Here is a 19,759-nt window from a genome sequence, read left to right as displayed (position 1 = left end):
CCGTTCGAGGAGTTCGTGTCGACCGTCTGGTTGCCCTGGGCTGAGCCTCTCGTGGATCAGGCTCGCTTCGGCGCCGCGGTCGGCCCGCGGTCACCGCATGACCCAGACCCTTCCCGACACCTTGATGTCGGCGGTGCCGTCGACGATCGTGCCCACACAGGTGAAGACGGATTCCGTGCCTCGCGCGGTCGACTGGTTCACGGTCACGGGCACACCCTGTGACGTGGGATCGAGGCTCAACGCGGCGACTCCGAGGGCACTGGCGGCGGGTAGGCAGCCAGCGTCCTCGGGGAAGCCGAACCCGGGGGCGAAGACCCGCGCCGCCATGTGTCGGCGCTCGGGGTCCCACTGGAAGAGCGTGAGGTCGCTGAGGCCCGACTTCCGCATCAGTACTGGGTCCGGCGCCGGGAGACTTCGAGGGTCCTCGTCGACGTGGACGAGTGTGAACCGGCGTCCGACCCCGGCGCCGAAGGCGCGACCTGTGTACGGGGAGACGAGGTCGGGGTCGATCGGGACGGCGTGGTGGACCGCAGGCCCGTGGAACGGCACCCGGACGTGGTGTCCGTCGGTCCAGAGCCGCTGGGCACCGTTGGGGGTGATGTGCTCGACCAGGTCGGAACCGGGGGTCAGCCGTCCGCGCGCGACCAGGCAGGCGGCCACTCCGGCCATGGAGTGTGTGCCGAAGGGGCTCTCCCCGTCCGCATGGAAGATCCTGGTCGTGAAGGCGCCGTCCGCACACGAGACCACCAGGGCTGTCTCGTGCGCGTCAGTGTCGCGCACGTGGGAGGAAACCGCGGCCGCGTCCCATGACTGGTCCGCGTCCGGTACGAGGACGTCCAGCACGCTCCCCCTGCCAGCGGAGAGACCGAACATGTCCACTCTGATGCGGGACATCACGGCCTCCCGCCCAGGTTGTTGCGGGCGAAGTCGAGGACGACCCGTTCGTCGCCCTGATAGGGATGGTCTGGCCGGGGCCAGTGGACGACGAGGTCGGTGAACCCCAGGCCTTCGAGCTCGCTCGTGGCGTCCTCGTACGCCGTCACGGAGGCGGTGATTCCGCCCGCCGACGCGTCCGCCACGAACAGGCGGCGTACGTCGGCGGGATCGCGCCCCGCGCGTTCGCAGGCCGAGTCGAGGCGGCTCATCTGCTCACGCAGGACCGGCACGACCTCGCGCAGGGGCCGCGAGCGGAAGTCGTTGGGCGGCCCGCTGGTGATCCAGTACTGCCCGAACCCGGCAGCGAGCCCCAGCCCTCGCGGGCCGGCGGCCGCGACGGCGAAGGGCAGGCGGGGTCCCTGCTCCGCCCGCGGGTGGAAGGTCGCCCCGGCCACCGTGTACCAGCGCGAGGACCGGTGCAGGTCTCCCGTGGTGAGCAGCGTGTCGAGCAGGCCGACGAACTCCTCGAACCGCTCCGCCCGCTCGCGCGGGGAGATCTCGGGCTGGCCCAGGAGGGTCGTGTCGAACCCGGGGGCGCCGGCCCCCAGCCCGCAGATGACGCGGCCCCCGGAGATGTCGTCGAGCGTGGCGAGGTCCTTGGCGAGGACGGCGGGGTGCCGGAAGTTCGGCGTGGCCACCAGAGTCCCCAGCCCGATCGTCTCGGTGACCGTGGCCGCAGCGGTGAGGGTCGGGATCAAGCCGTACCACGGGCGGTCCGCGAACCAGCGCCACATCAGGTGGTCGTAGGTCCATGCGTGGTGGTATCCGAGTTCCTCGGCCGTGCGCCATCGCTCGGCGGCGACCTTCCACTCGTGCTCGGGCAGCAACACGACGCCGTGCTTCATGGGTGGGCTTCCTCAAGTGAGTTCTCCGCGTCCGCCGAGAGCTGCGCGGCGCGATGCGCGAGCAGGAGCACGTTCGGGGCCAGGCGCTCCAGCGCGTTGTCCGACGGATCCGGGGCGAGGGTGTGGTGCTTGCCGTCGACCTCGGGATACAGGCCGTTGCGGTCCAGGTCCGCGGTGACCCCCGCGATCCGGGAGTTCAGCTGGTCGCAGAGGGAGGAGCGGCTGACGGGGCCCCGGACGGTCATGAAGAAGCCGTCGAAAAGCTCCTCCTTCTCCTGTGAGACGCCCGCCCTGCCGGAGTGCTTCTGGAGCAGCGACTCCCCGTCCGGGACGAGATGGTCCGCGATCCGGGCGTGCGTCAGGTGGTTGAGCTCGAGCGCTTCGCGCAGGGGCCCGCACGAGGGGTCCGCTTGCCAGGGGAACCGTGCCCGGAAGAGCGGACGGAGCGGACGGTAGTCGGGTGCCCAGGCTCCGCTGAAGGCGGGATGCTGGAGCGACATACGTTCGCGAATGTCCGTGTGGTACAGCTCGCGGGGAACGGTGGCGGAGTAGAGCAGCATCGTGCTGTACCCGTCCACGCACGCCGCCATCGCCTCCCGTTCCCCCCGCGTGGGCGCCCGGTGAGCGCTGCGTTCGAGGGCGTCGCCCAGCAGCCGCCAGAGGAGGAAGGAGATCTGGTGCCCTGTCACCCATCGGTACCAGAAGAGAGCGAACGCGTCCGCGCACGCGGGGCCGTACAGTTCGTACTTCTCCTGACTGAGTGGATGGACGAGGGAGGGGGCGCCGTCGTCCGCGCCGTACCCGTGCCCGGTCGGCGGAAGGCGGAGCGTCCGCGGTAGGAAGGCTGCGTGCTCGTCCGGTGCGATCATGCCTTCGCCTTCGGAAAGTAGATGAACTCGATCTCCAACCCGTTGGGGTCGAGGACGTAGAGGCTCTGCATTCCGTCCGGGTCGACCACGATCTCCGACGGGGGCTCCTCCCGGTTCCAGCGGATCCCCTCGTTGGACTCCCGCACTCGTAGCCAGCGCTCCCGCAGCTCCACGAGGTGCGACGCCTCGCCCACCTCGAGCCCCAGATGCTGGAACTGGTAGTCGAGGGGAGTCGGGCCGGACCGAGAGTGGTCGATCCGGTCGAAGACGTGGAACCGGACTTCCCCCGCCTTCAGCTCCACGAGTTCCCTGATGCCCGGGAGTCGTTCGAGGGTGAGCGGGGAGAACGTGTCGAGTTTCCATTCGACGGTGGCACCGAGGAAATCCCTGTACCAGCGGATCGTTGAGTCCACGTCATCGGTCTGGATGGCTATGTGGTTGAACTTCGGTGCGATTTCGATTCTGTTCATGAGGCCCCCATGGCTGGTGATACTCCTGACTTATGCTCGGCGAGCCCGGCCCGGCCGGCAATCAGAAGATATTCAGAGGACTTAAAATTTTCCCAGGAAGGGCTGAAATCACCAGGTCGCGCCGGTGGCCCGAGGAGGGGTCGGTGTTCGTGCGTCCGGAATGGCCTTCGGAAGAGGTCCCGAGCCGCCGTAACGGGTCGCAGCCGCCGACGATCAGAGACCTGTCGGCCGACTTCCCGGCCCCTGTCTTCAGAGGATTTCTGACAATGGGCTGAGCATTCTTTGATGGTGCGGGGTCCTCTCGATCGGCTAGGTTCGTACGGCGGGGCGAAGGAGTCGTCGCCGGTTCGGAGCCTGAAAGGGGGCACATGCGCGAAACGCTCGATGAGGCCAGGCGACTGGATGCCGAGGATCCGATTTCTCGGCGAGTGGGAGAATTCTCCGTGGGTGATTACGTGCACCTGAATGGGAATTCACTGGGGCCTCCGCACACGGGTCTGCTGCGCGAACTCGAACGGGTGGTGGACCGCCAGTGGGCGCCCCGACAGGTGCAGGCGTGGTTCGCCGAGGGCTGGCTCGACCTGCCGCGTACTGTCGGCGACGCGATCGGAGAGCTGTTGGGGGCCGGGCCGGGTCAGGTCGTCGTCGCGGGGGAGACCACGTCGACCACGCTCTTCAACGCAGTGGTGGCCGCCTGCCGTCTGCGCGGGGACCGGCCGCTCCTGTTGATCGAGGCGGACGCGTTCCCTACGGACCTGTACATCGCGCAGTCGGTGGCACGCCTGCTCGGCCGCCGTGTGCTTGTCGAGTCCTCGGCTGGATTCGACTCGGCCCTGGAGACCCACGGGTCGCGGATCGCCGCGGCGATCGTCGCCCCAGTGGACTTCCGCACCGGTGAACTCCGCGAGATCGGACCGACGACCGATCGCTGCCACGCCGCGGGAGTGGTCTCGGTATGGGACCTCAGCCATGCCGCGGGAGTCCTGCGGATCGACCTCGACGACAACCGCGTCGACCTGGCCGTCGGATGTGGATACAAGTACCTGGGAGGAGGCCCCGGGGCGCCGGCCTATCTCTACGTCGCGGAGCGGTTGCAGGCCACCGTGGATCTGCCCCTGTCCGGATGGCACGGCCACGCGAAGCCGTTCGACATGTCTCCCGACTTCGTTCCGGCCGCCGGCGTCGACCGCGCCCGGACCGGGACTCCGCCGCTTCTCAGCCTCGTCGCGCTGCACCATGCCCTGGGCCCGCTGACCCGGGCGGGGATCGAGACGCTGAGCCGACGCAACCGATCGCTGTCGGACTTCTTCCTCGCGTGCGTCGAGGAACACTCCCCCCACCTCATCGGGCGGCTCGCCTCACCTGGAGACGTCGACCGTCGGGGCGGGCACGTGGCGTTCGACGTTCCCGACGCGGCGAAGGTCGAGCACGAGCTGGCCGAGCGCGGCGTCCTCATCGACTCCCGCCCGCCCGACCTGATCCGGATCGCCTTCGCCCCGTTGTACGTGAGCCACGTGCAGGTGTGGCACGCGGCGCGGGAATTCGCCCACGTCCTGGAGAGGTCACGATGACCGGGGTACCCGAGTACGTCTCGTACGCACGCATGGACGAGCTGCACGAACTACAGCGCCCCCGAAGCGATGTCCGGGGAGAACTGGGCTTCCTCCTGATCAGTCAGGTCAAGGAGCTGCTCTTCCGGATGGTGACCGACGACCTCGACTCGGCCAGGACCGAGCTCGGTCACGACGACCTCGACGGCGCCTGCCTGGCCCTGGCCAGGGCTGTCCGCAGCCAGGGCGTCCTCGCGGCCTGTTGGGAGGCCATGAACGGGATGTCCGCCGACGAGTTCGTCGCGTTCCGCCACGTCCTCGATGACGCGTCGGGCGTGCAGTCCTTCGCCTATCGCACGCTGGAGTTCTCCCTGGGGAACCGACCCGCGCGGCACGTTCGGGCCGCGTTGCGTGAGGGGCCCGAGCGGGTGCGGGATGAACTCGCGAAGCCGTCGCTGTATGACGCCGCGCTGCACCACCTGGGCCGGCGGGGCTTCGCGGTCCCGGAGTCCTGCCTGCGGCGGCCGCAGACCGAACAGCACGAACCGAACGCCGGAGTCGAGGATGTCTGGCTGGAGATCTATGGCGACCCGAGGACCCACCGGGGTCCGCACCGGCTCGCGGAGTGCCTGTTGGAGGTCGCGTACCAGTTCTCCCGATGGCGCGCCACGCACCTGCTGGTGGTCGAGCGGATGCTCGGCGGGAAGGGCGGGACCGGCGGAACGGACGGGGCCTCCTGGTTGCGGGAGATCAACGAACACCGGTTCTTCCCCGAGCTGTGGACGTTCCGGACCCGTCTGGAGAGCCCGGCACAGGGAGGGACGCCATGACTCGCGACGCGTCCGCAGCCGGACGCGTCGTCGCCGCTGAGCAAGAGTTTGTCGAACTGATCGGAGCTAGGACATGACGGGAAAAGCCGACCTGGAGTCACTTGTTCCACTGATATTCGGGTTCTCCGCGTTCCAGCAGTTGCGGGCGGCCTCCGAACTTCAGCTGTTCGAGTACCTCACCCAGAATGGCCCGTCGACCTGCGAGCAGGTGGCCGAGGGGCTGCGCCTGCCCGCGAAGTCGGCGCGCAAGCTGATGTTCGGCACGACCTCGCTCGGGCTCACCGACCATGCGGACGGAACGTACGTGCCGAGCGCCCCGCTGCGCGAAGCGATCAAGGACGGCACGTGGCCGCTGATCCGCAACATCATCGACTTCCAGCAGAGACTCTCCTACCTTCCGGCGACGGAGTACGCGCAGTCGCTGCGCACCGGGGAGAACGAGGGGCTCAGACACCTCCCCGGACGGGGAAACGACCTGTACACCCGGCTGGAGCAGGCGCCCGAACTCGAGAGCCTGTTCTTCCGTGGCATGCACGCGTGGTCCGAGCTTTCCAATCCCGTGCTGCTCGGTCAGGTCGACTTCCACGACACCGCGACCGTCCTCGACGTCGGCGGCGGTGACGCGGTCAACGCCATCGCGCTGGCACGCTCCCACCCCCATCTGAAGGTGACGGTCTTCGACCTCGAGGGTGCCATCGAGGTGGCGAGGGACAACATCCGCGCGGCCGGGCTCTCCGACCGCGTCGACGTCGTGGTCGGGGACATGTTCTCCGACGCTTGGCCGACCGGTGCGGACCTCGTCCTCTTCGCGCACCAGTTCGTCATCTGGTCACCGGAGCAGAACCGGGAACTCCTCAAGAAGGCGCACGACGCGCTGCGGCCCGGCGGGAGGGTCGCGGTCTTCAACGCGTTCGCTGACGACGACGGGCGCGGACCGCTCTACGCCGCCCTGGACAACGTCTACTTCGCGACGCTCCCCGCCGAGGAGGCGACCATCTACCAGTGGTGTGAGCACGAGACCTGGCTGGAGGAGACGGGGTTCGTGGACATCACGCGCATCCGGGGCAACGGTTGGACGCCGCACGGCGTCATCGAGGGAAGCAAACCCGATGCCGTCTGACCTCGACACCGAGTACTCCCCGAGCTCCGTCGCGCGCCACCCCCGACGCTCGTTGCGCCTGTACCGGGAGCGCGGGGCCGCGGCCCGGGGCCGACTCCGGGTCGAGGAGTCCGTGCCGTACGGGGACGAACCCGGCGAGAGGTGTCACCTGTTCCCGGCCGGTGCGTCCGGGTCTCCCGCCCTCGTCTTCGTGCACGGTGGGCACTGGCAGGAGTCTGGCATCGACGACGCCTGCTTCGCCGCCGAGAACGCCGTGCGCCACGGCCTCGCCTACGTCGCCGTCGGCTACGGCCTGGCGCCGGAGCGGACGCTGCCCGACATGATCGCCTCGGTCGAACGCGCCCTGGTGTGGATCGCCGACAGGGGACCGTCCTTCGGCATCGACCCGGACCGGATGTACGTCGCGGGCAGCAGCGCGGGCGCCCACCTGCTCGCGTGCGCGCTGGCCGACCCGGCGACGCCCCGCGTGAGGGGAGCCCTCCTGCTCAGCGGCCTGTACGACCTGACCGAGATCCCCGAGACCTACGTCAACGACGCCCTCGGCCTGACCCGCGAGACCGCACGGGACCACAGCCCCCTGTGGATGCCCGCTCCGCGGTGCGACGCGGTTCTCCTCGCCGCGGGCCGGTACGAGACCCACACCTATCTGCGTCAGCAGCGCGCGTACGAGGCCCGTCTCGCGGGCTCCGACCTCCCGGTCGTCTCCCAAGTCGTTCCCGACCGGGATCACTTCGACCTGCCGTTGGACCTGGCCGACTCCGAGACCGGATTCGGTCGACTCAGCCTGGATCGTTTGGGAAGGGTGACCCCCACTTCATGAAGTACCTGTTCACATCGATGCCGGTCGTCTCCCACGTCCTGCCGTTGGTACCGCTGGCCCAACAGCTCACCCTGGACGGCCACGACGTCCTGGTGGCCACCACGGGCCCCGCGGCGGACACCGCGCGCCGAGCCGGTCTCACCACCGTCGACGCGGGTGGTCGGCTCGACGCGCGAGAACCCTATGACCAGTTGCTCGAAGTCATCGCGCGCGGGGAGTCCGGGCACGCGGCGGACGACGCGGAGGCTTTGCGGGTGCACGGTGCCTACTTCGGCGAGGTCGGGCTGCGCATGCTCGACGACCTGCTCGGGATCGGTCGGCAGTGGGGTGCGGAGGCCGTCGTGTACCCGGGCATCCACGCCTGTGGTCTGGTCGTGGCCCACGCGCTCGGAGCCGTAGGGGTGCTGCACGGGTACGGGATCCCGCTCCCCACGTTCGCCCCTGCACTGGAACACATGCTCACTAGTCGGGACGACCTGCCCGACTGTGTCCCCGAGGCCGATGTCGAGCTGGACGTGTTGCCGCCGTCCCTACCGAACTTCGCCGAGCTGCCCTGGACCAATGGGAAACCTCGACACCGACTGGGCATGAGGTACGGGTCCTTCAACGGCGCGGGCGACGTGCCCCCGTGGCTCCTTCACGAGCGTGACGTGCCACGCGTGATCCTGACCTGCGGGACCACTGAGGCCCAGGCCCAGCGGGGGGACACCTACCGTCGCATTGTCGAGGCTCTGGAGGGGACGGAGTGCGAAGCGGTCATCCTCTCCGGCGGGGCGGTCCTGGACCGCCTTCCGGTCCCGCTGCCCCCATGGGTGCGGCTGGAGCGGTGGCTGCCGTTGAAGTTCGCCCTCGACCAGGCGGACGCGATCGTGCACCACGGCGGCTCCGGAAGCCTGCTGACGTCGTTTGCCGCGGGCCTGCCGCAGGTGGTGATCCCCATCGCCGGAACGGTCAGCATGAGCAACGGCCAGGCGGTGGAGGCGTGCGGTGCGGGCACGATGGTCGACCCCAACGGGCTGAACTCCGCCGAACTCGCCAAGGCCGCCGTCGATGTGCTCACCTCCTCCGCCAAGCGCGGGGCCGCGGCCGCGGTTCAGCGGGAGATGGAGGAGATGCCATCGGTTCGCACCGTGGCCACACGGCTCTCGTCCATCGTCGGTGAGCGGGCCGAGGTGAGGTCGTGAGAGTCGCGGTCATCGGCGGAGGCCCGGCGGGCCTCCTCACCGCGTTGCTGGTCAAGCAGCGCGGGGTGGCAGACCACGTCGTCGTGTGGGAACGGAGCCGGGGAGAGGACACCGGCTTCGGCGTGATCCTCCCCTCGGAGTCACTCGACCTCCTCCGCCGTGCCGCGCCTGACCTGGCGGACGCCGTGGCCCGGCACCTGGCTCGCTGGGAGCGGACCGGTGTCAGCCGGAACGGGGAGTTGTGGACGACGAAGGCGACCCCGCCGATGGCGGCGATCGCGCGTTCCACGCTGAAGCGGTTGCTGTGGGAGGCCTGCGGCGCGCAGGGCGTGGTCCTCCGAGAGCGCGAGGCGCCGAAGCTTTCCGCCCTCGCGAGCTCGTACGACCTCGTGGTCTGCGCGGACGGCGCGGGCTCGATGGCGGATCGGGCCGGTTTCACCACGACTGTCGAGGAGGTCGGCCCGCCCTATGCCTGGCTCGGTCTCGACCAGGCGCTCGGTGAACTGAACTTCCTCGGGGTGTCGGCGGTCGACGGCTGTTACATGGCGCACGCCTACCCGTTCAGCGACTCCGCCAGTACCTTTCTGGTGGAAGGGGCCAGGGCGCTCGGACCGGCCGATCTCTCCGTCCTTTTCGGTCTCCCCGTTCGCCCTGATCCGGTTCGGGATAACCTGATATGGCGTAGATTCCGAGAACGGACGGTGCGCCCGTGGTCCCGCAGTAACATCGTACTTGTCGGTGACGCCGCGCACACCGTGCATTACTCGATCGGTAGCGGTACGCACCTGGCTTTCGAAGACGCTTTCGTGCTGGTGGAAAGCATGGCCGTCGCTGACTACCTTCCCCGCGCGCTGTCCGTGTATGAGGAGACCCGTCGACCCGTCGTCGAGCGGTTCCAGGAACAGGGCAGAACGAGCGCCGCATGGTTTTCCCAGGTGGAAGACGTGTTCGATCTTCCCTTGAGCCGGTTCGCGGCCAGCCTCCTGACCAGAGGGGGGAGCTTCGGGCGTGACGTCGGAACGTGACCCCCGCCGTGATCTCGGTACTCGGATCCCAGGGATTCGCCGGAGGCACCGATCTCGTGAATGACCAGCAATAATCCATGAAAGAAGGTAGAACACGGTGAACAGTACGAGGCCGGCACTCATCATCCACGGGGCCCGTGCGAACAACCTGAACGGTGTCACCGTGCGAGTCCCCTCACCCGCACTGACCGTGGTAACCGGAGTATCCGGATCAGGGAAGTCGTCACTGATATTCGAGACGATCGCCAAAGAATCACAACGGCAGCTCAACGAGGTCTTCCCGCTTTTCATTCGGAACCGGCTCCCGAAGTTCGAACGCCCCGATTTCGAATACATCGAGAACCTCTCCCCGGCCATCGTCGTCGACCAGCGCGCTCTGGGGCGCAACGCGCGCTCCACGGTCGGCACCCTCACCGAGGTCCAGCCGATGCTGCGCGTCCTGTTCTCCCGGCACGGAAGTCCGAGCGCTGGCGAGTCGACCGCCTACTCGTTCAACGCGCCCGAGGGGATGTGCCCGGAGTGCGAGGGGCTGGGCCAAGTGCTGAGCCTGGACGTCGACCGGTTGCTGGACCGGTCCAAGTCGCTGAACGAAGGCGCCATCCAGCACCCCAACTTCGCCGTCGGCACGAACTACTGGAAGCGCTACGCGACGGCCCACTTCCACGGCGACCAGTCCGGTTCCCGCCTCGGCGAGCCACTGTTCGACTCCGACCTCCCGCTGAGGGACTACTCCGAGGACAAGCTCGAACTCCTGCTGCACGGCGGCGGCTTCCAGACCGCCCGGCCCGACGAGTTCGGCAACGTCTCGGTGAACGACTACGAAGGCCTCGTGGAGCGGTTCACCCGGCGGTACGTCAAGCCGGGCCTGGACTCGCTGAAGGCCAAGGAGCGCAAGTACGTCGAGAAGGTCGTCGACATGGCGGCCTGTTCCTCCTGCGGCGGCACTCGGCTCTCCAGAGCCGTCCTCGACTCGCGCATCGACGGACGCAACATCGCGGACCTGTCGGCGATGCAGGTGACCGAGCTCTTGGACACGCTCGTCGCGATGGAGGCCACGATCGGCGACGCCTCGCTCCTCGCGCAGCCGATCGCCGCGTTGCGGCGCATGGAGACGGTCGGGCTCGGCTACCTCTCCCTCGACCGTTCCTCCCTGACCCTCAGCGGCGGCGAGGGGCAGCGCCTGAAGACCGTGCGCCACCTCGGATCGAGCCTGACCGGCATGATCTACGTGTTCGACGAGCCCAGCACCGGCCTGCACCCCCGTGACGTCGAGCGGCTGATCGCGCTGCTATACCAGCTGCGGGACAAGGGAAACATCGTCCTCGTCGTCGAGCACAACCGAGCGGTCATCGAGGCCGCCGACCACGTGATCGACATCGGTCCCGGCGCTGGCAAGCACGGCGGAACGGTCGTCTTCGAGGGCACCCCGGCCGAACTCGCCGCGAGCGACACCGCCACCGGCACGGGGCTGCGCGAACCGCTCCCGGCCTCCAGGGCGCGCCGCTTCGACGCCCACCTCCAGGTCCGGTCCGCCAACCTGCACAACCTGCGCGACGTCGACGTCGACTTCCCCCTGGGCGTCCTCACGGCCGTGACCGGAGTCGCCGGTTCGGGGAAGAGCTCGCTGACCACCCAGGTGCTGCCCAAGCAGAACCCCGGCGTCGTCGTCATCGACCAGAGCGCGGTCGGCATCAACCCCCGGTCGACCCCCGCGACCTACGCCAAGATCTGGGACCACATCCGCCAGGAGTTCGCGCGTGTGCACGGGGTCAAACCCGGTCTGTTCAGCTTCAACGCCGAGGGCGCCTGCCCGACCTGCAAGGGGCGCGGGAGCGTGACCAGTGACATGGCCTACCTCGACCCCGTCACGGTCACGTGCGAGACGTGCGGTGGCGGGCGTTTCCACCCTGACGTGCTGCAGTACCGGTTGTACGGCCGTACGGTCACCGAGTTGCTGGAGACGACCGTGGAGGAGGCCGTCGAGCAGATCGGAGGAACGGTCAGGGAGCGGCTGAAGGCCTTCGTGGACGTGGGGTTGGGCTACCTCACCCTCGGTCGTTCGCTGTCCGAACTCTCCGGTGGCGAGCGGCAGCGCGTGAAGCTCGCGAGCCGGCTCACCGACAACGGGCGGATCTTCGTCTTCGACGAACCGACCTCAGGGCTGCACATGGCCGACGTGCGCAACCTGGTCGCCCTGTTCCACCGCATCATCGACGCGGGCAACACGGTGATCGTCATCGAACACGACCTCGACGTGGTGCGGCTTTCCGACTGGGTGATCGATCTCGGGCCGGGCGCGGGACACGAGGGGGGCAGGGTCGTCTTCACCGGTCGGCCGGAGGACCTGGCCACTGATGAGGACAGTCTGACCGGAAGGTACTTGGCCAAGGAGCTGGTCTAACCCCATGAGCGATCCCGAGCAGAGCTGTGATGGAGGAGTGGGAATGCTGTCGACGACCACACTCGGACGACCGGAGGCCGTCATCTCGGAGACGATCACCGGCGCGTTCGCGAGGACGGCACGGGACCAGGCGCACTGTGAGGCGATCACGGACGGCCTGCGGACCCTGACGTACGGGGAGCTTGACGCGGGCACCGACCGGATCGCCCTGGCTCTCTCCGCCCGGGGGCTGCGGCCGGGGCAGCACGTGGGCGTCCACCTCGACCGAAGCCTTGCCACCTACCAGCTCTTCCTCGGCATACTCAAGGCCGGGCTCGTCGTCGTCCCGTTCAACCCCGCCCATCCGCCCGACTACAAGGCGCGGATGTACGAGGCCGCCGAGCCCGCTCTCATGGTGGTCGGCGACCGCCCGGCCGAAGCGCCTTGGGAGGAGGACCTGCCGGTCGCAGACCTGCTGGCCGAGGCGGCCGCGGTCCCGGCCGGGCCGCCCTCGGCCGAGCCGAGCCCGGACGCCCCGGCCTTCGTCCTGTTCACCTCCGGATCGACCGGGGTGCCCAAGGGGGTCGTGATCGCGCACCGCGGCATCGCCAGGGTCTCCCGGCACCTGACCGACTACACCCCCGGGCCGGGCGACAGGTTCCTGCAACTCGCACAGCCGAGTTTCGCGGCGTCGACCACCGACATCTGGACCTGCCTGCTGCGCGGCGGAAGGCTCATGGTCGCCCCGCAGGAGGTCCCCGCACTTCGGGACCTCGCCGAGCTGATCATCCGTGACCGGACCACGGTACTGAACCTGCCCGTCGGACTCTTCAACCTCCTGGTCGAGCACCATCCGGAGACCGTCGCCCGGGCCAGGTGGGTGATCGTCAGCGGGGACTTCCCGTCCACCACGCACCTGGAACGGGCCCTCGGCGTCATGGAGGGCGCGTTGTTCAACGCCTTCGGCTGTACGGAGAACTCCGCGCTCACCGCGGTCCACCGGGTCACCGCCGCGGACCTGTCCACGGGGGAGGTCCCCGTCGGCCGCCCGATGCCCACGGTGGAGTTGTCCGTGCGGGACGAGCACTTCGAGGAGTGCCCGCCGGGTCGGATCGGTGAGTTCTGCATCGCCGGGGAGGGACTGGCCCTGGGCTACCTCAACGACCGGGAGCTCACCGGGGAGAAGTTCGTGAGGCACGGCGGCCGACGGCTGCTGCGCACCGGAGACCTGGCCAAATGGACCGAGGACGGCGAGATCGTGCTCGGCGGGCGCGGCGACCAGATGCTGAAGGTCCGGGGGTACCGGGTGGAGCCCCGCCACGTGGAGGTGACCGCCGAGGCCTTCCCGGGTGTGGCCCGGGCCGTAGTCCAGGCGCCCGTCGGCGACGGGGCCTCGGAACGACTCGTGCTGTGGTGCACGGCCGAGCCCGGGGCCGAGGGGAGCCGGGTCAGTGAGCACGCTCTCATGACCCACCTGCGCGAGAGGCTGCCGGACTACATGGTTCCGACGACCGTGACGCTCCTCGACTCGTTCCCCCTGAACGCCAACGGCAAGGTCGACCGGGGGGAGCTGCGCACTCGGCTCGCTTCGGTCGAGCAGGGGACCGAGCGAAACGGGGAACGGCCTCCGAAGGACCGACTCGCCGAGACCGTCCGGTCGACGCTTGCCGCCGTGATGGACCGCCAGGGCCTGGGCGCCGACGAAGCGCTCCTGGAGGCCGGGGTCACGTCGCTGCACCTGATCGACCTTGGATCCCGGCTCGACGACGTGGTGGGCGTCTCGTTGTCCCCCAGTGACATCCTCGACGCGGGCACGGTGACCGGTGTCGCCGCTCTGGTCCGGGCCCGGCGCCGTGGAGGTGATTCCAGATGACGAGCCTCGGAGGACAGGCGTTCCCGCCGTCACCGGTCCAGGCCGGGTTGTGGTTCGCGAGCACGTACGGCACCGAGGATCCCACGGCGTACAACCAGCCGCTGGTTCTCAGGCTCCCCGTCCTGCTGGACGACGACCGCTTCGTGGCAGCGGTACGCACGGTCCACCAGGAGCAGGCCGCCCTGCGCACGACGTTCGAGATGGGCTCGGATGGTGACCTGCGGCAGATCGTGCACGACCGCCTGGACCCGGTCGTCGAACTGCGGGACTCCGGCGGGCGGGATCCGCGAACGTGGATCGGCGAGCAGGTGGACGAGGTCGCCCGGACCGTGTTCGACCTGGGCACGGGACCGCTCGCGCGCGTCCGTCACCTGCGCCTCCTGTCCGAGGACACGAGTCTGCTGGTCTTCAACATCCACCACACCGTCTTCGACGGCATGTCCTGGAAGCCCTACCTGCGTCGCGTCGAGGCGGCCTACACGGCCCTGGCACGCGGCGACGCGCCCGAGCGGCCCGTCCCTCGGCAGTCGTTCGAGGCCTACGCCCGGTGGCGTGAGCGTGTGGCGGACACGGGAGAGCCAGGGGCGGTTTCGAGGACGCTCGGCTACTGGCGGGAGAAGCTCGTCGGCGCGCCCGCGGTCGTGCCCGTCTCGTTGACGGGGGATCGAGCGCCCCGCGGCACCTCCGCCCAGACGGTCCTCGACGCGGAGCTGAACGCACGGGTGCAGGAGTTCTGCGCCGCTCAGGGCATCACCACCAGCATGTTCTTCATCGCCGTGTACATCGTGCTGCTGCACCGACAGACCCGTCACGACGACGTCCTGCTGGGCATGCCGCTCTCGGTGCGCGAGGGCGGGGAGGACGCCGAGGTCGTCGGACACCTGACCAACACCGTCGTGCTACGCCACCGCCTGGCGGACCGGGCCTCCGCCCACGACGTGCTCCAGGACGTCAGACGCGAGGTGCTCGACGTGCTCCGGCACCGGCACGCCCCGCTGGAGACCGTGGTCGCCGACCTCCGCGAGAGCGGTGACCACCGCGACGGCACCGGCGAGCTGTTCAACGCGATGATCACCGTGATGCCGTCCCACGCACGGGGCCTCGATCTTCACGACTGGGGGGTGGCCACCTGGGAGTACACCTCGGGCGGCGCCAAGTACGATCTGGCCCTCATCGTCGACGAGGCCCAGAACCACAGGACGCTCATCGTCGAGCACACCTCGACAACCGATGACGGCGCCGTCATCGCGGAACACCTCGTCCAACGGCTCCGGAAGCTCATCGAGAGCGTGCTCGCCGAACCGGACACACCGGTCCGCGAGCTGCCCTGGACGGGTGCGCGCGAGGAGGCCGCGATCATCGAGTCCTGCTCGCGGCAGGAGGACGCCCGTGAGCTGGGCACCGAACTGACCGACGACCTCTTCACGGCCGCCGTCAAGGCGGCCCCCGACCATCCCGCCCTGGTCACTGGCAGCGCCGAGTCCACGTATGCCGAACTCGACGCGCGGGTCCGTTCCGTGGCGGTGGACCTGGCCGCGCGTGGGGTACGGTCGGGCACGCCGGTCGCCGTCCTGCTGCACCCCGGCCCCGACCTCGTCGCCACGGTTCTCGGAATCCTGAGGGCCGGCGGGAGCTACGTCGCCCTTGATCCCGGCAACCCGGTGGAACGGCTCGGCTTCGCCATCGGCGATAGCGGATCCACCATCCTCGTCCGTGACCCCGACGTCGACCTGTCCGGCGCGGACCTGCCTCCGGGGCTGGAGGTCCTCGCCCCCGACGACCTGGGCGGCGATCCGGCCGATCCTGTCGAGCCCGGACGCAAGGGGCCCGGCGACACCGCCTACGTCGTCTACACCTCGGGCTCCACCGGCCGGCCCAAGGGTGTGGTGATCACCGAGGCCACGCTGGCCAACCTCGCGCACTGCCAGGAGTGGATCTCGTCCGGACGCCGGATGCGCACGCTCCAGTACATGTCCCCCGCCTTCGACGTCTTCGCGCTGGAACTCGTCGGCTCCCTGTGCACGGGCGGCACACTGGTCATCCCTCCCGCGCACGCTCGAACGGATTTCGAGGCCCTCGCCGCACAGCTCGCCGAACAGCGCATCGAGCGGGCGTTCTTCCCGTATGTGGCGCTCCGCGAACTCGCCGCGGTCCTGCGGACCTCCGCCGTGCGGCTGCCGGACCTGCGCGAGGTGTACGTCACCGGAGAACGACTGGTCGTCACCGAGGACCTGCGCGCCATGTTCCGTGCACTGCCCGACGCTCGTCTGATCAACGCCTACGGACCCTCCGAAGCGCACTGGTGCACGGCGGAGACCCTGGCCGCCGATCCCGACACGTGGCCCGCGATGCCGCCGATCGGCGCGCTCGTCCCGGGCGTGGACGCCCGCGTCCTCATCGACGACGACCGCCTGGCGCCCTTCGGGGTGGAGGGGGAACTCTGCATCGCGGGGCCGGTGATCTCTCCGGGCTACCTGAACCTGCCCGAGAGGACCGCAAGGGCGATGCGGCCCGATCCCTTCGGACCGCCCGGGCAGCGGATGTATCGGACCGGAGACGTGGTCGTCCTGGCGCCGGATGGACGCCTGCACTACCGCGGCCGGATCGACGACCAGATCAAGATCCGGGGCTACCGCGTCGAGCCGGGCGAGGTGGAGTCCGCGCTCGAACGTGCGCTGGGCGTGGAGATGGCCGCGGTGATCGCCCAGGCCTCGGGGAGCGAACTGCGGTTGCACGCGTTCGTGCAGTCCGGTGCCGAACCACGGCCCGAATGGCGGGCGCGTCTCGCGGACCTGCTCCCCGACTACATGATCCCGGCGACGCTGACCCGTGTAGACAGCATTCCTCTGACCGCGACCGGGAAGATGGACCGCCGCGCGCTTGAGTGTCGGCATGTCGGGCGGGCCGGGGATGCCACCGTCGACGGCTCCGGCGTCGATCGCCCGCACCAGTCCCTGGCGGAGGCGGTCGGACAGGACGAGCCCGGAGCCCGGTACGTGCTGGCCATGGCCGAAGTGTGGGCGGAGCTGCTCGGGTCCTCCCCCCAGAGCCCCGACGACGATTTCTTCCTCCTCGGCGGCCACTCGATGCTCGCCGCCCGCCTGCACCGACTCGTCCGGCAGCGCTTCGACACCGATGTAGCTCTGTCGGCCCTGCTCAACACCCCCACCCTGAGGGGGATGGCCGGGTGCCTGGCGGGCGGAGAGGGCGCAGAGGAGGGGACGACGGCGCAGGTGCTGCGCGACGACGCACGGCTACGCGACTTCTCCGTCTCTCCCAGGCGGGAACCGGGAGACGGAACGGTCCTGCTGACCGGCGCGACCGGCTTCCTGGGCAGCCATCTGCTCGACGAGCTCCGGCGGGCCGGGCGACGGATCCGCTGCCTCGTCCGCGCGGACACCGAACACCAGGCCCGGCGGCGCCTCGCGGGAGCGTTCGAGAAGTTCGCCCTGGACCCCTCCGTGCTCGACGAGGTCGAGGTCGTCCTGGGCGACCTCTCCCAGCCCGAACTCGGGCTGGGAGAGGAGTACAGGCGACTGGCGAGGTCCGTGGCCGAGGTCTACCACGCCGCCGCCCACATCAACTTCGTCGTTCCTTATCACACGGTCCGGCGCGCCAACGTCGACGGCCTGCGGGTGCTGCTCGACGTCTGCGCGGCCAACCGGACACCGCTGCGTCTGGTCTCGACGATGGGGGTCTTTCCTCCTGACTCGACCGGGGACCGCGTGACCGAGGACGCGGTTCCGGGCGACCCCGCGTCCCTGGGCATCGGATACTCACAGAGCAAGTGGGTGGCCGAACACCTCGCCCTTCAGGCCAGGCAGGCCGGACTGCCGGTCACGCTGCACCGGGTCGGCCGGATCGGCGGCCATGACGGCACCGGGGCCTCCAGGCACGACGACTTCTTCTGGCTCCAGATGAAGAGTTTCACGCTCCTGGGCCGCTACCCGGATGACATTACGGACGCACCGCCCGTCGACCTGCTGCCCGTGGACTACGTGGCCAGGGCCATCGTGCGCCTCTCGGCAGCTGGGCCCGACGACGCGAACTGGCACCTGTTCCACGACCGTGGGCTGTCGTGGCCCGCGATCATCGAGGCCATCCGCGAGCGCGGGTACGAAGTCGAACCGGCCTCCCGCGCCCAGTGGATGGCCGCTCTGGAGAAGCGAGCCGAATCCGACGCCCAGGGGGAGGGCCTTGGCCCCCTGGTTCCGTTCATGCGCGAGGGCGTGATGCGGCTCGGCGACCACGCCTTCGACAACGAGAGGACACGGTGGTCCCTCGCCGGACTAGGGTGCCCGCTGCCACCCGCGGACACGCGGTGGATCGACCGGATGTTCGAGTACTTCCGCTCCCACGGAGCGGTCCCCTTGCCGGAGAAGGAGCGACGGAAGGCGAGCCATGACTGAAGAACACAGGTACTCAGCGGTGATCGTCGGCGCGGGGCCGGTCGGGTGCGCCCTGGCCACCCTGCTCCGGGGCCAGGGGATCGAGGTCGATCTCCTGGAACGGACCTCCGCGTCCGGTCCGGTCGGCAGCGGCCACTCCTTCAACCTCACGCTCACCTCGCGCGGGCTCTCCGCCCTCCCCCACGAGGTCAGGCGCCGCCTCTACCACCAGGGAGCGGTACTGACCAAACGGATCATCCACCACCGGGACGGCGCGGTCTCCACACAGCCGTACGGGACCGCGGACACCCACCATCTGCTGTCCATCCCCCGCAACGTCCTCCAGGACCTGCTGCGCGACCAGGCGGTCCGCGCCGGGGCGCGGATCCACTACGAGCGCGAGTGCGTCGAAGTGGACGCGGCCCGGGCCGCGGTGACGGTGCGTTCCGGAGACGGCCACAGGGCCCGGTTCCAGGGGGACCTGCTCATCGGCTGCGACGGCGCCAACAGCGCGGTCCGCGACGCCATCGCCGCCTCCGCTCCGACGCACATGCGGGTCACCCGCAGGTCCATCGCGCACGGGCACGCGGAGATCACCATGGACTACGCGGACGCCGATCCGAGCGGTCTGCACCTGTGGCCGCGGGGCGACCACTTCCTCCAGGCACAGCCCAACCGCGAACAGACGTTCACCACGAGCCTGTTCAAGCCGATGGCCGGGCGCGACCGAAGGTCCCACTTCCGCGGACTCGACTCGGCCGACGCGGTCCGCGACTACTGCTCGACCGAGTTCCCGGACGTGTTCGACCGGATGACCCAGGTCGGAAGCGGTCTCATGGCCCGCCTGCCGACGCGGCTCCGGACGGTCGACTGCGCTCCCTACCACCACGCCCGCGTGGTGCTCGTGGGGGACGCCGCGCACACGGTCGTCCCCTTCTACGGCCAGGGGGTCAACTGCAGTTTCGAGGACGCCGCCACCCTGGCCGCCCTCCTTGAGAAGTTTCGCCTCACCGACGAGAGCGAGGTCGGCGCGGTCACGGAGCTCGTCGCCAGGGAGTACAGCGACGTGCGGGTCAGGGCCGGGCACGCGCTCGCCGAACTGTCCCTGGACAACCTGAGGGAGCTGTCGGCCCACGTCGACGACTCGGCCTTCCTGGCCCGTAGGTCGTTGGAGCGGCGGCTCCACCAAGAGCACCCGGAGTTGTACACACCGCTCTACCAGCTGGTGGCGTTCACCTCCGTCCCCTACAACGAGGCCCGGCACATGTACCGCGAGACGAACGCAGTGCTGGACAAGCTGTGCGCGGGGCGGGATCTCCACCGGGAAAGGGAGCAGATCATCGGCGAGTTCGCCCGGGCCCGTGAGGGCTGGCTGAGCCTGTCCGGCACCGCGACCTGACAGCCGCGAGGCAGCCATGTGCCCGGCCCGTCTTCGACCGGCGCTCCGAAGCCGTCGTTGTATGCGCGGA

At 69.4% G+C, this 19,759-nt stretch carries 14 protein-coding genes; 10 read left to right on the top strand and 4 right to left on the bottom strand.

Annotated elements, in window-relative coordinates; all coding sequences use genetic code 11:
• Positions 1-90: 90 nt before the first annotated feature.
• From BDW27_RS03885 to BDW27_RS03870, 4 genes are read right to left on the bottom strand one after another with little or no spacing between them, the layout of a single operon-like run.
• A complete protein-coding gene (locus BDW27_RS03885) occupies positions 91-894 on the bottom strand; it encodes a PhzF family phenazine biosynthesis protein (protein ID WP_110048260.1) in 804 nt (267 codons plus the stop codon).
• Positions 894-1,781 carry an LLM class flavin-dependent oxidoreductase gene (locus BDW27_RS03880; protein WP_110048259.1) on the bottom strand — a complete coding sequence of 296 codons (888 nt, stop codon included), beginning with the start codon at positions 1,779-1,781 and terminating at the stop codon, positions 894-896. Before BDW27_RS03880 ends, BDW27_RS03885 begins: the two co-directional genes overlap by 1 nt.
• Positions 1,778-2,650 carry an L-tyrosine 3-hydroxylase gene (locus tag BDW27_RS03875; protein ID WP_110048258.1) on the bottom strand — a complete coding sequence of 291 codons (873 nt, stop codon included), beginning with the start codon at positions 2,648-2,650 and terminating at the stop codon, positions 1,778-1,780. The genes BDW27_RS03880 and BDW27_RS03875 overlap by 4 nt, the downstream gene beginning before the upstream one ends.
• Entirely contained in the window at positions 2,647-3,120 is a 474-nt protein-coding gene (locus BDW27_RS03870) for a VOC family protein (protein WP_110048257.1), read from the bottom strand. Before BDW27_RS03870 ends, BDW27_RS03875 begins: the two co-directional genes overlap by 4 nt.
• 443 nt (positions 3,121-3,563) lie before the next feature.
• Between BDW27_RS03870 and BDW27_RS03865 the strand changes: the two genes are divergently transcribed.
• The 10 genes from BDW27_RS03865 to BDW27_RS03820 all read left to right on the top strand — a co-directional run bounded on the left by BDW27_RS03865 (position 3,564) and on the right by BDW27_RS03820 (position 19,689).
• A complete protein-coding gene (locus BDW27_RS03865; protein ID WP_233515624.1) occupies positions 3,564-4,691 on the top strand; it encodes an aminotransferase class V-fold PLP-dependent enzyme in 1,128 nt (375 codons plus the stop codon).
• Entirely contained in the window at positions 4,688-5,500 is an 813-nt protein-coding gene (locus tag BDW27_RS03860) for a tryptophan 2,3-dioxygenase family protein (RefSeq protein WP_017545375.1), read from the top strand. The genes BDW27_RS03865 and BDW27_RS03860 overlap by 4 nt, the downstream gene beginning before the upstream one ends.
• A gap of 73 nt (positions 5,501-5,573) precedes the next feature.
• Positions 5,574-6,620, top strand: coding sequence for a methyltransferase (locus BDW27_RS03855; protein ID WP_017545376.1), 1,047 nt, complete (start codon positions 5,574-5,576; stop codon positions 6,618-6,620).
• A complete protein-coding gene (locus tag BDW27_RS03850; protein ID WP_110048255.1) occupies positions 6,610-7,440 on the top strand; it encodes an alpha/beta hydrolase in 831 nt (276 codons plus the stop codon). Before BDW27_RS03855 ends, BDW27_RS03850 begins: the two co-directional genes overlap by 11 nt.
• Complete coding sequence (locus BDW27_RS03845; RefSeq protein WP_110048254.1) at positions 7,437-8,624, top strand: glycosyltransferase; 1,188 nt, start codon at positions 7,437-7,439, stop codon at positions 8,622-8,624. The genes BDW27_RS03850 and BDW27_RS03845 overlap by 4 nt, the downstream gene beginning before the upstream one ends.
• Positions 8,621-9,649 (top strand): FAD-dependent monooxygenase, encoded by a 1,029-nt coding sequence (locus BDW27_RS03840; RefSeq protein ID WP_110048253.1) that lies wholly within the window; start codon positions 8,621-8,623, stop codon positions 9,647-9,649. The genes BDW27_RS03845 and BDW27_RS03840 overlap by 4 nt, the downstream gene beginning before the upstream one ends.
• A 97-nt stretch (positions 9,650-9,746) precedes the next feature.
• Positions 9,747-12,050 (top strand): excinuclease ABC subunit UvrA, encoded by a 2,304-nt coding sequence (locus BDW27_RS03835; protein WP_110048252.1) that lies wholly within the window; start codon positions 9,747-9,749, stop codon positions 12,048-12,050.
• Between the two features lie 43 nt (positions 12,051-12,093).
• Positions 12,094-13,902, top strand: a complete 1,809-nt coding sequence (locus BDW27_RS03830) for an amino acid adenylation domain-containing protein (RefSeq protein WP_110048251.1) — start codon at positions 12,094-12,096, stop codon at positions 13,900-13,902.
• The gene (locus tag BDW27_RS03825) at positions 13,899-18,311 is read left to right on the top strand and encodes an amino acid adenylation domain-containing protein (protein WP_110048250.1); all 4,413 of its coding nucleotides are present in this window, start codon (positions 13,899-13,901) and stop codon (positions 18,309-18,311) included. The genes BDW27_RS03830 and BDW27_RS03825 overlap by 4 nt, the downstream gene beginning before the upstream one ends.
• Positions 18,304-19,689 (top strand): NAD(P)/FAD-dependent oxidoreductase, encoded by a 1,386-nt coding sequence (locus tag BDW27_RS03820; protein WP_233515623.1) that lies wholly within the window; start codon positions 18,304-18,306, stop codon positions 19,687-19,689. The genes BDW27_RS03825 and BDW27_RS03820 overlap by 8 nt, the downstream gene beginning before the upstream one ends.
• Positions 19,690-19,759: the final 70 nt, after the last annotated feature.

It is taken from the genome of Nocardiopsis sp. L17-MgMaSL7 (assembly GCF_003182025.1).
In the GTDB taxonomy this organism is placed as follows: Bacteria; Actinomycetota; Actinomycetes; order Streptosporangiales; family Streptosporangiaceae; genus Nocardiopsis; species Nocardiopsis prasina.
The sequence above is the reverse complement of the archived record's forward strand: the minus strand, read 5'-3'. Positions and strand labels throughout refer to the sequence as shown.